Source organism: Brevundimonas sp. S1H14, assembly GCF_047716865.1.
Taxonomy (GTDB): Bacteria; Pseudomonadota; Alphaproteobacteria; order Caulobacterales; family Caulobacteraceae; genus Brevundimonas; species Brevundimonas naejangsanensis.
Genome location: NZ_CP136679.1, coordinates 1,238,461 through 1,250,276 on the forward strand (window position 1 = coordinate 1,238,461; position 11,816 = coordinate 1,250,276).

Here is an 11,816-nt window from a genome sequence, read left to right on the forward strand (position 1 = left end):
TGCGCTATCCGTGATGGGCCGCGACGGTCTTCAGGGCGGTGAAGGCGTAGAGCGCCTCGAACCCCTTCTCGCGACCGTGGCCCGATTTTCCGACGCCGCCGAAGGGCAGTTCGACCCCGCCCGCCGCGCCGTAGTTGTTGATGAAGACCTGTCCGGCCCGCAGCCGTTTCGCCAGCCGCATCTGCCGCCCGCCATCGGCGGTCCAGACGCCTGCGACCAGGCCGTAGTCCGTGCCGTTGGCGATGGCGACGGCGTCGTCTTCCGTCTCGAACGGAATGACGACGACGGCGGGGCCGAAGATTTCCTGTTGCGCCAGCGGATGGTCGGGCGCGACATTGGCGAACAGGGTCGGGGCGACATAGGCGCCGCCGGACGGCAGGTCGGTCAGCGTCGCCTGCGCGACGATCAGGCCGTCGGCGCGGCCCTTGTCGATGAAGCCTTCGACCATGGCCTGCTGCTTCTTCGACACCAGCGGGCCGACGTCGCAGTCGTCCATCGCGGGGCCGACAGTCAGGGCGCCGAAGCGCTCGGCCATGCGGCGCACGACCTCGACATAGACGCCGCGCTGGACCAGTACGCGCGATCCGGCCGAACAGGTCTGGCCCGCGTTCTGAACGCCCGCGTTGACGAGGAAGGGCAGGGCCTTGTCCAGATCGGCGTCGTCGAAGATCAACTGGGGCGACTTGCCGCCCAGCTCCAGCGTCACCGGCACGGCGTTGAGCGCCGCCGCCTGCTGGATGGCCACGCCCACCCCGGTCGAGCCGGTGAAGGACAGGTGGTTGATGCCCGGATGGGCGGCCAGCGCCGCACCCGCCTCGGCCCCCGTGCCGGTCACGATGTTCAGAGCGCCTGCGGGCAGGCCGCAATCGGCGGCGATGTGGGCGAAGGCGAGGGCGGTCAGCGACGCCTGCTCTGCGGGCTTCAGCACCACGGCGTTGCCGACGCACAGGGCCGCCACGACCGAGCGGCCGATGATCTGCATCGGATAGTTCCAGGGGATGATGTGCCCCGTCACGCCGTGCGGCTCGCGCAGGGTGTAGACGGTGTAGCCGTCCTGGAAGGGAATGGTCTCGCCGTGCAGCTTATCGGCTGCACCGGCATAGAATTCGAGATAGCGGGCCAGGGCGACGACATCGTTGCGGGCCTGCTTCAACGGCTTGCCGACGTCCAGCGCTTCCAGTTCGGCCAGCAGGTCGATGCGGGCTTCGACCTCGCGCCCCATGCGGGCCAGAATGCGGCCGCGCTCGACGGCCGTCATGCGGCCCCAGTCTCCGTCGAAGGCGGCGCGCGCGGCGCGGACGGCGGCGTCCACGTCTGCGGCGGTCCCTGCGGCCAGAGCGCCCATGACCTCGCCCGTCGACGGGTTCTCAATCGGCAGGGTGGCGCCGTCGGCGGCGGATCGCCATACGCCGCCTACGAAAATCCTGTCCGTGGAAAATGGCGCCGCCATTCGTTTCCCGCCCATCCTGCCTGCGATCTTCTCTGAGGGATCGCTAGCCTGAGAGTGGGCCGCATTACGGATTATGCAACAAGCCCTTTTTGCGTGGGAGCTAAGTTGTTGATTTAGCGTCTGTGATGCTCAAAATACTGAGCGATATTGGCCAATCTCAACGAAAAGCTCAATCCGGGTTGGCGATCGGCGCCGTCGGCGCAGGAGCCTTGGCGGCTTCTTCTTCCAGCCTTCGGCGTTGGTCAGGGTCTTCGTCCGGCTGAGGGGTGGTGACGCTGGGATCGGGTTGTCGGTCGCGGCGTTCTGCGTCGCCGGTCTCGCGGCGGGCCTGCTCCTGGAGGCTGTCTTTGTCAGCGGGGCTGCGAGGGTCTTGAGCGTTTGCCGTCATCGTCTTCTCCCTGTGAAGGAGGAGAGAGCGAGGTCGTTGCTCGTACCTCTCTCTCCTCTCCACACTGTTCAGGTTCCTGTGCCAAAGCCCTTGGGACCACCGGCGCCAGCAGCGCCAGCGCCGCCGGTTGAGGGCGTCGCGCTTCGGTCAGCGGGGTTGCTGGTCTGCTCTGGATCCTGGTTGGCGGCCGCCTTCCGGGCGGCTCGGCCAGCCTCGACCTCGTCGCCATCAAGGCCGGTCTCGTCGTCGCGGTTGGGGTCGTTCGGTTGGACGTCGGTCATGACGGTTCTCTCTGTTGATTGAGTGAAATCAAGCAACAGGGGAGAAGCCGGTTCCTACAGCAGCGCTACACGAAAAGTTTGGGAACGGGGCGGGAACTGACGGGAAACCCCAGGCGCCCCAGTGATACGCCCGTGACTCTGGCCTGAAGACGGCGACGCCTGCCCCTCCAACCACCCAAGCTATCGGGCGGGAGCGCAATTCTACAATTTCAGGAAGGAAAGTGTGTGGCGGGCCGAAGCCGAAGAAACAGAGAACTACACCTACGCTATAGCCCTCCCAAATGACCCGTGAGGCTTTGGTTGATTGTGTTCCGCGCCCCTTGCTCCCCCCGTTTCACTTTCGGTCACTGTACTTGAGGATCACTTGTGGCTTTTAGCTGATAATTGAGGAACGCCCCAACGCCCTTTAGTGCACGGACGCTATGCCACAGCCAGTCCGAGGGATGCGGTCATGCTCCAGCAGCTTCGTTGCTGGTCTTGATGACACATACTGTATTGAGAGAGGCTCATGAACCGCCTATCCTCGTGCTTCAAGGGGGGGGGGTGTCGAATGCAGCTCAAGTCTTTTCGCGTAAGGAATTTTCGATCCATCAACGATAGCGGTGAAGTTGATGTTTCTCGTATCACGGCGTTACTAGGTCGAAACGAGAGCGGCAAGTCGAACGTCTTGCGGGCGCTTCATAGTCTAAACCCAGCAGACGGCTTCAAGGCGCTCAATCCCATCAAGGATTTTCCGAGACATCGGAAGCTTTCAGAATGTAACGACCACACCCCGGTTGTAGACTCCACATGGCAATTGAGCGAGTACGAACAGCGACGCCTAGCTGAGATTTGGCCGGCCGCTGAAGGTGTGTCTGAGGTCACTGTTGGCCGTCGATATGGCGACAAGCGGTATGTTGGCATCGACGCCCCGGAAACCCCTTTCGACCTCGCTGCGATTAAAGCCGAAGCGCGTAAGATTGACGCGGCGGTCAAGGCAAAAGCCTCGAAGTTGACGGGCGAAGCAAAGGCCGAGTTGGAGCGGGCTTCAGACGCATTCGTGGTTGCCATCGGTGCCGGAGTGACTGCCGCGAAATGGGCTGCAACGGCGACCTCGGCGCTTGCCGCGCTTCGGCAGGCGCTTGCAGCAGCGGACATCGAACTTACAGACGCCCAAGACCAAAAAATTGTGTCCTTGGAAGAGATGGCCGAAGCCATCCCGGGAAGCGAAGAAGCACACTCGAAGGCGCGCGGTTGGATTATCGAACGCTTGCCAAAGTTCATGTATCTTGAAGACTACCCCGAAATACGAGGTCATCAAGATATTGCTCGCTTCCTCAAGCGTAAAAATGAAGGGCAGCAGACAGCCGCCGACGTAAATTTTGAAAAGCTTTGTAAGGTTGCCGGGCTTAGCCCTGAAAAGCTCAACGAACTGTCGCAAAGCGATGACCAAGAAACACGTGGGCAATTAGCCAACCGTGCTGGTGCCGTCGTCACGACCGCCATTCGCAAGCGGTGGAAGGACCGCGAACTGAAGGTACGCTTCAACCTCGACGCACACCATTTCGACACGCTGATTTCCGATCCTAACAGTACGTATGACGTTGAAGTGAACCTTGATGAAAGAAGCCGTGGCTTCCAATGGTTTTTCGCGTTCTATGTCGTGTTCGCGGCAGATACCGAAGACGGCGAAGCCGATGGCGCGATTTTGCTGTTGGACGAACCGGGTCTCTATCTCCACGCGCGGTCGCAAGGTGATTTGCTTCGACACCTCGAAGACGATTTCACCAACCAAATCGTCTATACGACACACTCACCGTTCATGGTCCCAACGCACCAATTGGATTGGGTACGAACGGTCAATATTGCCGAAGAAGAAGGCACGACCGTTTCCAACGACCCGAACGGTGACGCCCGCACCCTGTTTCCGTTGCAAGCCGCGCTTGGATACGACCTTGCCCAAAGCCTGTTTATCGGGCCGAACAACCTGGTTGTTGAAGGCGTCACCGACTTTTGGATTCTTTCGGCGGTTTCGGCATATCTGAATGAGCAAGGAAAAGTTGGCCTCGATGACCGGTTGACCATAACGCCAGCCGGCGGCGCGCAAAAAGTTCACTACATGGTAGCGCTGCTAACGTCTGAACAACTGAACGTGCTTGTCCTATTCGATGACGAAAAGGACGCCAAGGCAACGCGCGACGATTTGGTGAAAGGCAAGCTTATCCGGTCGGATAACATCGTTTTCGTAAGCGAAGCATTCGAAGCTCCCCCCACTGAAGCCGACATTGAAGATATACTGGACTCGGCTGTTTACGAAGCACTTGTGCACGAAGCCTACGCCAAGGAACTGAAGGGCAAAACGTTGGAATTGAATGCCCGCATTCCTCGCATAGCCCGCCGCTTCGAGGCGGCGTTTGATGCACTTACTATTGCGTTTCACAAAACACGGCCAACGCGGCTGTTCCTACAAAAAATGGCCAGCGACCCGTCGTCGGTTTTGCCCGCCGCAAGTGAAGGCCGGTTCGAGCGCCTATTCAAGGCAACTAATGCTGCTCTTGAAAAACACCTTTCAAGGTGATCGAGCCTCAGGGCGTGTAGGGTGTGTTCGGGGGAAATATGAATCTTGATGATAAGCATGCGTATCGCGTTGGGAGCCATTCCGAGTCATGGAGCGATCTACCTGCGGATGACGATACGCTAGATAAATTCATCGCGTCAGCGCGAAAGCGGATCGAGCCTTGGCTATCCGCTGTTTTTCAAGCCGAACACTTGAATCTTTTGATAGGTAGCGGCTTCACGACCGCCGTGGGATATATGGCCGGAGCCAATGCTACAGGCATGGGCAAGGTTGTGTTCGGGAGCGAGTTCGACAAGCAGATCGACGACTTCGCTGCGAACGAGGCGGCACGCATGGGGCGTGGTGCGGCCAATATCGAGGATCAGTTCCGGGCAGCCCTTTCGGTTTATGAGGGGTTGAAGATCATTGATACGGCTAAAGCCGCTGACGTGCCCCTGAGTTTTCATCCAGCGGCGACCAGAGTCCTTGGGTTAGTTACGCCTCGCAGCGTGGGGTGAGCAACAGGCCGGGCCGCGCAGCTTTCATCCTGCGCAGCGGGTCGGCCTGTTGCGGTCAGACTGGCGGCAAAAGCCTCCGGGGTGAGGTAGCCGATCGACGAGTGCGGCCGGCGGGTGTTGTAGTCCAGCGCCCAGGCGGCGACCTTCTGGCGGGCGTGATCCAGGCTGAAGAACAGGCTCTCGTTGAGCAGTTCGTCGCGCATCCGGCCGTTGAAGGATTCCACAAACCCGTTCTGGGTCGGCTTGCCCGGCGCGATGTAGTGCCAGTCGACGCCATGATCCTGCGCCCAGGCCAGGATGGCGGTGGACGTGAACTCCGTGCCGTTGTCGCTGACGATCATGGCGGGACGGCCCCGCCGAGCGATCAGCGCTGTCAGCTCTCGCGCGACGCGGCGTCCCGAGATCGAGGTGTCGGGGATCGCCGCCAGGCACTCGCGGGTGACGTCGTCGACCACGTTGAGAATGCGGAAGCGGCGGCCCGTGGCGAACTGGTCGTGCACAAAGTCCAGCGACCAGCGGGCGTTCGGCCTGGCCTCGACCAGGATCGGCGCGCGCGTGCCCATGGCGCGACGACGTGAGCGGCGCTTGCGCACCGTCAGGCCTTCCTCGCGATAGAGCCGGTAGATCCGGTTCTTGCCCGAGGGCTCTCCCTCACGCCGCAGCAGCACGAACAGCCGCCGATAGCCGAACCGTCGCCGCTCGACAGCCAGGGCGCGCAGCCGCTCCCGCAGCGCCGTGTCCGGCTGTCGGCAGGAGCGATAGCGCACCGACTTACGGTCCGCCTTGATGATGGAGCAGGCCCGTCGCTCGCTGACGCCGAACGCCGCCTTCAGATGGGCGACGGCCTGGCGCAGCGCCGCGGGCCCTACCACTTTTTTGACAGCAGATCGTTCAACGCGGCTTTGTCGAGCATGGCGTCGGCCAGCAGGCGCTTCAGCTTTCCGTTCTCGTCTTCCAGGGCCCGGAGGCGCTGGGCGTCCGACACGCTCATCCCGCCGAACTTGGCCTTCCAGGCGTAGATCGTGCCCTCCGACACGCCGTGCTTGCGCGCCAGCTCGCCCGCTTTGGCGCCGGCCTCGTTCTCCCGCAGGATCCCGATGATCTGCTCTTCCGTGAATCTCGCTCGTTTCATTCCGTCCGTCCTTTCAAGGGCCGGACTCTAGCTCCACGTGGAGGAAATTCTCAGGGGCACGTCACCGCCACCCTTAAATCCGCGATGGATGTACAGCTCCGTGGTTTCCTTGAATCACTTCTCAAAACTGAAGCCGGTCTGATCAGCGGCGATCCGGCAAAGCGAGTCATTGCAGAAGGGGCAGTTCAGTCGTTCCTACTCAGCTTCGCCAGTCGCGCGGCTTCGCGCGAGAGGCTGCATGTCTTCACTACGAACTACGACAGGTTGATTGAGCACGGTTGCGACCTCGCCGGGCTTCGTATTATCGACCGTTTTGTTGGAGCGCTCACGCCTGTTTTCCGGTCAACCCGCGTCGAGGTTGATGTGCATTACAACCCGCCGGGCATTCGCGGGGAACCACGCTTCATGGAAGGCGTCATCCGCCTGACCAAACTTCATGGTTCTCTCGACTGGCTATTCAGCACGACAGATCGGAAGATTTTGCGGAAGGGAATACCCTTCGGTGCCCCCACCGATCACACCGATCTGCCCAAAAAGCCGGTCGATACGGTGATGATCTATCCGAACCCGGCGAAGGATGTCGAAACGACACAGTATCCGTACGCAGAGCTGTTTCGTGATTTTGCCGCCGCAACGTGCAGGCCCAATGCGGTTGTCGTCACTTACGGCTATGGCTTCGGGGACGATCACATCAACCGCGTGTTGCTCGACATGCTGACGATCCCATCAACCCATCTCGTGGTGCTCGCTTACTCGGCGGATGACCGCTTGAAAGGCTTTCTTTCACGGACTCGCGAGGCGCAGGTATCGCTGTTAATCGGTCCCCATTTCGGTGACCTCACAACGTTGATCGAAAACTACCTCCCGAAACCAACGCTTGATTACATCACCGGGCGCATGACCGAACTATTGAAGCACCGCCCGCCAGAGCATCCGTCCGCACCAGACGCTGCTGCTGCGACTACCGATGAGTTCGGCGAATTGTTAGGCGGCGGAACAACAGCATGACCACGCCCATAGAGTCCATTGCTGGCTTGGTTATCGGCGCGGTTGAGTCTGTTTCGCCTGATGAAATCCGCATCCTGCTCGAATTGGATGCACCGCAGGCAACGGCGCTGAACACAGGAACACCTGCCGCATTTCCTCGCCTCAATGGCTATGTCCTTATTCCTAACGAGGCCGGCGCGACGGTCGCCTACATATCATCCCACATTTCCCAAGTAAGGCGCTGATTTCGCTGTCCTGACCATTATATTTCCTATATAAAACATGGTGTTGAAGGCTGCGAGGGGCGCGTTTCATGGATCACCCAGAGGGTGCGGGCTTGCAACGGGCAGATCGGGTGGATTTCGACCCTCGCGTGCGGCTGGAATTTCGCGGCACGCAGCTCAGTTCCGACGGCGGCCTTCTGGTGATGCGCGAGCTTGATGACGCGCTCGGGTTGTCCGATTTGGCGTCAGCGGCGCTGCGCGATACTCGCTCTGGCAAGAACACGGTCCATCGGCTCGACGGCCTGTTCCGGCAATCAGTCTTTGGGCGGCTGGCCGGATACGAGGATGTCAACGACGCCAACCGTCTCGCCTGCGATCCGGTCATGCGCCAAGTTGTCGGCGGCAGAGCGGTCGATGCACAAGCGGCCTCGGCATCGCAGATGGGACGGTTCGAGACCGAGACGCTGGCTCTGGCCGGGAACCGTGCCGCGCTGGCCGACCTGAACGGGCAATGGATCGACCGGTTCCATGACCGTAACGGGCTGAAGTACATCGTTCTGGACATGGACAGCTCGGTCAGCCCGACCCATGGCGACCAGGAAGGGTCCGCCTGGAATGGCCATTTCGACTGTAGCTGCTATCACCCCAACTTTCTGTTCAACCAGTTCGGGATGCTGGAACGCTGCGCCCTGCGCCATGGCAACGTCCACAGCGCCGATGGCTGGCGTGATGTTCTCGACCCCGTCATTGCGCGCTACGCGGAGCGCGACCTTGGTGGCAGGTTCTTCCGGGCCGATGCTGCCTACGCGATCCCGGCGATCTATGAGCGATTGGAAGAAGCGCGGTTCTTCTACGCCATCCGGCTGCCCGCAAACGCGGTCCTCAAGGACAAGATCGCGCATCGGCTAACGCGCCCTGTCGGGCGGCCGTCACTGACCAAGGTCAAGCGGTTCTTCGAGGAATTCGAGTATCAGGCGGCGTCCTGGGACAAGGAACGCCGGGTGATCGCCAAGATCGAATGGCATCCGGGCGAACTGTTCCCGCGTGTCGGCTTCATCGTCACCAACCTGCCGATGGAGCCGGACTGGGTGGTGCGGTTCTACAACCAGCGCGGCACCGCCGAGCAGCACATCAAAGAGGGCAAATACGCCTTTCGCTGGACGCGGCTGTCGTGCCGGAAGTTCCGCGACAATGAGGTGCGGCTGCAACTGCACGCCCTGGCGTACAACCTGGCCACCTTCTTGCACTGCATCGAGCTGCCCGAGGCCATGGCCGACTGGTCGTTGACCAGCCTGCAACTGAAGCTGATCAAGATCGGGGCACGTGTGGTCCGTCACGCCCGCACCATCACCTTCCAGCTGGCCGAGGTCGCTGTCACCGGCACGATGGTACGCGCCATCCTCGCCGCTATCCGCCGATTGCGAGCGCCACCGCTATGCGCATGATCGCGATCCACGCTCAAACTGAACGAAAGCGGCTGGACAGATCTGTCCGCTGCGCTGAAAAACGCCGCCCCTGGGCAAGGAAACAGCGGCTTCGCGGTCTGATCCGTCCAGATCCAGCAGTCTGCGCGACCGCAGGTGCCGCTTGCGGCAGAAAATCCTTGTCTAGCGCTCGGATACAGGCGATCTTCACCTCAAACGACACGCCACTTGGGGAATGCAGGATTTTATCATGCCTAAAACAAACTTTCGCGGAAATGAGTTTTCTGCGCTTGGTTTAAATAGTGCCTATTCCAGTAAGTACACTCGAATTTGGCAAATCCTTCGCGACGCCGGTGCGCCGGATTTCCGCCACCGACAGATTTTCAAGGCAATCTTTCAGGATCGGATAACCCGTTTTTCCGATATGGTCGCCTTGCCGAAGCCACTGCGTTTGAAGCTCGCGACTGAGTTCGGCGACGAGATTTTATCCCTCAAGAGAGTGGCGACGAAAGAGTCTGAGCAAGCCGAGAAAACCCTCTACGCGCTTCCCAGCGGGGAACGTGTTGAAGCCGTCTCCCTAAAGTTCCAAGCGGGATGGGAGTCGTTCTGCATCTCCTCTCAATCCGGCTGCGGTTTCGGCTGCACATTCTGCGCAACAGGCAAGCTTGGTTTGCTGCGCAACATGACCGCCGATGAGATCACCGATCAACTACTCGACTTCCACTTTCACGGCAGAACAATTGACAGCGTATCCTTCATGGGCATGGGCGAAGCGCTTTCGAACGTTCATACGTTTGATGCTCTTCGGCTAATGACGCACCCGGCGCTCTTCGCGCTAAGCCCTCGTCGCATCACTGTCTCGACCATCGGCATCGTACCGCAGATGGAAAGGCTGGCCTCCGACTTCCCGCAGGTCAACTTGACGCTTTCTCTGCACACGCCGTTCAACGAACAGCGTACTGAGATGATGCCGATAAGTCGGAAATACCCAATCCCTATGCTTATGGAGGCGCTCGATCGACACGTTCGAGAAACAAGGCGCAAGACGTACATCGCCTACGTCCTGATTCGCGGTGTCAACGACACCAGGGACCATGCTAAGGCCTTAGCCAAACTGATAAACGCTCGATTCCAGAACGGTCGGCTTCTTCATGTCTCGCTGATTACGTTCAATGAGATAGCGTCCGCGCCAGGAAGCTTTGCGCGAAGCAAGAATTCAAGTGCACGCCTCTTCCAAAATATACTGTTGCAAAATAACGTAAAGACGACGATCCGAGCGTCGTTTGGCAACGATATTGACGCGGCGTGCGGGCAACTGTCCGCGAATTATGCTTCAAGTTGACGAATCCCAGCATGTTGTGTTCGCTCGCTTCACTTGATGAGCCCGGTGACCGCTGCCTGTCCGTTGATCGCCTATGCCATCGATAATGAGCTTGGTCACATGCATCTTGCGAAAGCCTGAAAACCTTGGCGCGTGCTGCCCATTGTAGGGCGCTCGCGCCAAGGTTTTCGATCTGCGTCGCTACTGCCGGACGCCGGTGTCAAATGTGCGCGTACCAAACCTTTTAGTCGAACACCGTCCTGTCACGATGGCTGACCGGGAAAAGACGGCTTGTCGTGGTCGAACCAGGCCCAGCTCGGTGCCGAAGCTGTCCAGACTATGCTGGCCGGGTTGCAGATCTGGCGATCGTCCAGCGCCCCTAAGCGCACGATCAAGTATTCGGGTTCGATCGGAGCATCGGCAAAGAGCGGAGTGCCGCATTGCGGACAGAAGCGCCGTCGGATCAAATTGCCCGCATCCGACAGTGATAGGAACTCTGCTGGCTCACCGAAGACGCTCAAGGCGCGCTGGCGAAAAAACACACTGAAAGAGGCATTACCCGAACAGAGGTACTGGCAAGTTCGGCACCAGCAGGCCCTAGTTCCTACGGGGCCCTCCGACAGCACGAATGTGATTGCACCGCATAGGCATTGCCGGTGTTTCTCATGTGCTCTCCTATGCCACTGTGAAACTGCATGATAACCTAAACAATCATGCATTTTGACCGGGGCGGACTACGCTTAAGACCAGATACCGCCCACATCCACGCAGGAGGGGATTGCCGAATCTCGATCATCATGCTACATGCACGCCCCGAATTCTTCCAAACCTCAGGCAAACTGGAACCAAGGGCATGAAAATCTCGGATAGATAAGCCGCAACAGCAATTCTCGTTGTTGCGGCGCCTGCCTTGGTTTCAATCTGTTACCTTTGACGCGCAGCCGCCGCTGAATCTAATCGTTCATGCGGAAATATAAATATGTCTGCGTACAAGACACGGCTGTGGACTTACAGCCTGCCGGTCGCACTTTTGCTTCTGGCCCCCTTCAACATTCTCGCTTCTCTGGGCATGGATATCTACCTGCCCGTCGTTCCAGCCATGCCAGGAATTCTTGGCACGAGTTCGGAGGTCGTGCAGCTTACACTGACGCTCTACATGATTATGCTCGGCGTGGGTCAGGTAGTATTTGGCCCACTTTCTGACCGCCTCGGCCGTCGCCCGGTATTGATCTTGGGAGCGATCATTTTTGTCATCACATCGTTTGCGCTCGCCGGCACCTCGTCCGCTGGGCTGTTCGTGTTGCTCAGATTGGTGCAGGCAATCGGTGCTTCAGCGATGCTGGTCGCACTTTTTGCGACAATCCGCGATGTTTACGCGATCATGGATCGGGATAGAGCGGTCGCCCTATCCCAAACGGTCGGGCTTGAAAGATTTCGGTCTGATCGACCTTCCGTTTCCACTGCGAAAGATGTGCGTCTCGCCTGTCGGCACACTCACGTCTCGGCGGGACCGAGCATCGAAGCAGACAGTGTATGAACTGTCGCGCGGCGTAGC

General features: G+C 59.5%; 12 protein-coding genes and 1 pseudogene. 7 read left to right on the plus strand and 6 right to left on the minus strand.

Features of this window, described 5'->3' with window-relative positions; translation table 11 throughout:
- Positions 1-4: 4 nt before the first annotated feature.
- The 3 genes from RSD66_RS06015 to RSD66_RS06025 form a co-directional block, all read right to left on the minus strand.
- On the minus strand, positions 5-1,450 hold the full coding sequence (locus tag RSD66_RS06015) for an aldehyde dehydrogenase family protein (protein WP_415289358.1): 1,446 nt from the start codon (positions 1,448-1,450) through the stop codon (positions 5-7).
- A 169-nt stretch (positions 1,451-1,619) separates the two neighbouring features.
- Complete coding sequence (locus RSD66_RS06020; protein WP_415289359.1) at positions 1,620-1,838, minus strand: hypothetical protein; 219 nt, start codon at positions 1,836-1,838, stop codon at positions 1,620-1,622.
- Between the two features lie 68 nt (positions 1,839-1,906).
- Positions 1,907-2,119 (minus strand): hypothetical protein, encoded by a 213-nt coding sequence (locus RSD66_RS06025; RefSeq protein ID WP_024353216.1) that lies wholly within the window; start codon positions 2,117-2,119, stop codon positions 1,907-1,909.
- Between the two features lie 550 nt (positions 2,120-2,669).
- Here RSD66_RS06025 and RSD66_RS06030 point away from each other — a divergent pair.
- Positions 2,670-4,676 (plus strand): AAA family ATPase, encoded by a 2,007-nt coding sequence (locus RSD66_RS06030; RefSeq protein WP_279678487.1) that lies wholly within the window; start codon positions 2,670-2,672, stop codon positions 4,674-4,676.
- 38 nt (positions 4,677-4,714) lie between these two features.
- Positions 4,715-5,173 carry a hypothetical protein gene (locus RSD66_RS06035; protein WP_415289360.1) on the plus strand — a complete coding sequence of 153 codons (459 nt, stop codon included), beginning with the start codon at positions 4,715-4,717 and terminating at the stop codon, positions 5,171-5,173.
- Here the strand turns inward: RSD66_RS06035 and RSD66_RS06040 are convergent.
- Positions 5,119-6,054, minus strand: a pseudogene (locus RSD66_RS06040) (IS3 family transposase); the annotation flags it as partial. The gene RSD66_RS06035 and the pseudogene RSD66_RS06040 sit on opposite strands and share 55 nt — an antisense overlap.
- A complete protein-coding gene (locus RSD66_RS06045) occupies positions 6,039-6,305 on the minus strand; it encodes an IS3 family transposase (RefSeq protein WP_003170335.1) in 267 nt (88 codons plus the stop codon). The gene RSD66_RS06045 and the pseudogene RSD66_RS06040, both read right to left, overlap by 16 nt.
- 84 nt (positions 6,306-6,389) lie before the next feature.
- Between RSD66_RS06045 and RSD66_RS06050 the strand changes: the two genes are divergently transcribed.
- The 4 genes from RSD66_RS06050 (at position 6,390) to cfr (ending at position 10,282) form a co-directional block, all read left to right on the plus strand.
- Positions 6,390-7,313 (plus strand): SIR2 family protein, encoded by a 924-nt coding sequence (locus RSD66_RS06050; RefSeq protein WP_415289361.1) that lies wholly within the window; start codon positions 6,390-6,392, stop codon positions 7,311-7,313.
- Positions 7,310-7,537: a hypothetical protein gene (locus RSD66_RS06055; protein WP_415289362.1), complete on the plus strand. Its 228-nt coding sequence runs from the start codon at positions 7,310-7,312 to the stop codon at positions 7,535-7,537. Before RSD66_RS06050 ends, RSD66_RS06055 begins: the two co-directional genes overlap by 4 nt.
- Positions 7,538-7,605: 68 nt before the next feature.
- Positions 7,606-8,961 (plus strand): IS1380-like element IS1247 family transposase, encoded by a 1,356-nt coding sequence (locus RSD66_RS06060; protein WP_078527637.1) that lies wholly within the window; start codon positions 7,606-7,608, stop codon positions 8,959-8,961.
- 229 nt (positions 8,962-9,190) lie between these two features.
- The gene (gene cfr / locus RSD66_RS06065) at positions 9,191-10,282 is read left to right on the plus strand and encodes a 23S rRNA (adenine(2503)-C(8))-methyltransferase Cfr (RefSeq protein WP_415289363.1); all 1,092 of its coding nucleotides are present in this window, start codon (positions 9,191-9,193) and stop codon (positions 10,280-10,282) included.
- Positions 10,283-10,524: 242 nt separating this feature from the next.
- On the opposite strand, the gene RSD66_RS06070 is transcribed toward cfr, so the two are convergent.
- Entirely contained in the window at positions 10,525-10,980 is a 456-nt protein-coding gene (locus RSD66_RS06070) for a GFA family protein (RefSeq protein ID WP_415289364.1), read from the minus strand.
- A gap of 260 nt (positions 10,981-11,240) precedes the next feature.
- Here RSD66_RS06070 and RSD66_RS06075 point away from each other — a divergent pair, with 260 nt between their 5' ends.
- Positions 11,241-11,798 (plus strand): MFS transporter, encoded by a 558-nt coding sequence (locus RSD66_RS06075; protein WP_415289365.1) that lies wholly within the window; start codon positions 11,241-11,243, stop codon positions 11,796-11,798.
- The last annotated feature ends 18 nt before the right edge of the window (positions 11,799-11,816 follow it).

Bases quoted from the DNA above. Each gene is read 5' to 3' on its own strand.
- RSD66_RS06055 (WP_415289362.1), top strand. From the start codon at position 7,310: ATGACCACGCCCATAGAGTCCATTGCTGGCTTGGTTATCGGCGCGGTT.
- cfr (WP_415289363.1), top strand. From the start codon at position 9,191: ATGCCTAAAACAAACTTTCGCGGAAATGAGTTTTCTGCGCTTGGTTTA.
- RSD66_RS06060 (WP_078527637.1), top strand. From the start codon at position 7,606: ATGGATCACCCAGAGGGTGCGGGCTTGCAACGGGCAGATCGGGTGGAT.
- RSD66_RS06070 (WP_415289364.1), bottom strand. From the start codon at position 10,980: ATGCATGATTGTTTAGGTTATCATGCAGTTTCACAGTGGCATAGGAGA.
- RSD66_RS06020 (WP_415289359.1), bottom strand. From the start codon at position 1,838: ATGACGGCAAACGCTCAAGACCCTCGCAGCCCCGCTGACAAAGACAGC.
- RSD66_RS06075 (WP_415289365.1), top strand. From the start codon at position 11,241: ATGTCTGCGTACAAGACACGGCTGTGGACTTACAGCCTGCCGGTCGCA.
- RSD66_RS06030 (WP_279678487.1), top strand. From the start codon at position 2,670: ATGCAGCTCAAGTCTTTTCGCGTAAGGAATTTTCGATCCATCAACGAT.
- RSD66_RS06045 (WP_003170335.1), bottom strand. From the start codon at position 6,305: ATGAAACGAGCGAGATTCACGGAAGAGCAGATCATCGGGATCCTGCGG.
- RSD66_RS06050 (WP_415289361.1), top strand. From the start codon at position 6,390: ATGGATGTACAGCTCCGTGGTTTCCTTGAATCACTTCTCAAAACTGAA.
- RSD66_RS06035 (WP_415289360.1), top strand. From the start codon at position 4,715: ATGAATCTTGATGATAAGCATGCGTATCGCGTTGGGAGCCATTCCGAG.
- RSD66_RS06025 (WP_024353216.1), bottom strand. From the start codon at position 2,119: ATGACCGACGTCCAACCGAACGACCCCAACCGCGACGACGAGACCGGC.
- RSD66_RS06015 (WP_415289358.1), bottom strand. From the start codon at position 1,450: ATGGCGGCGCCATTTTCCACGGACAGGATTTTCGTAGGCGGCGTATGG.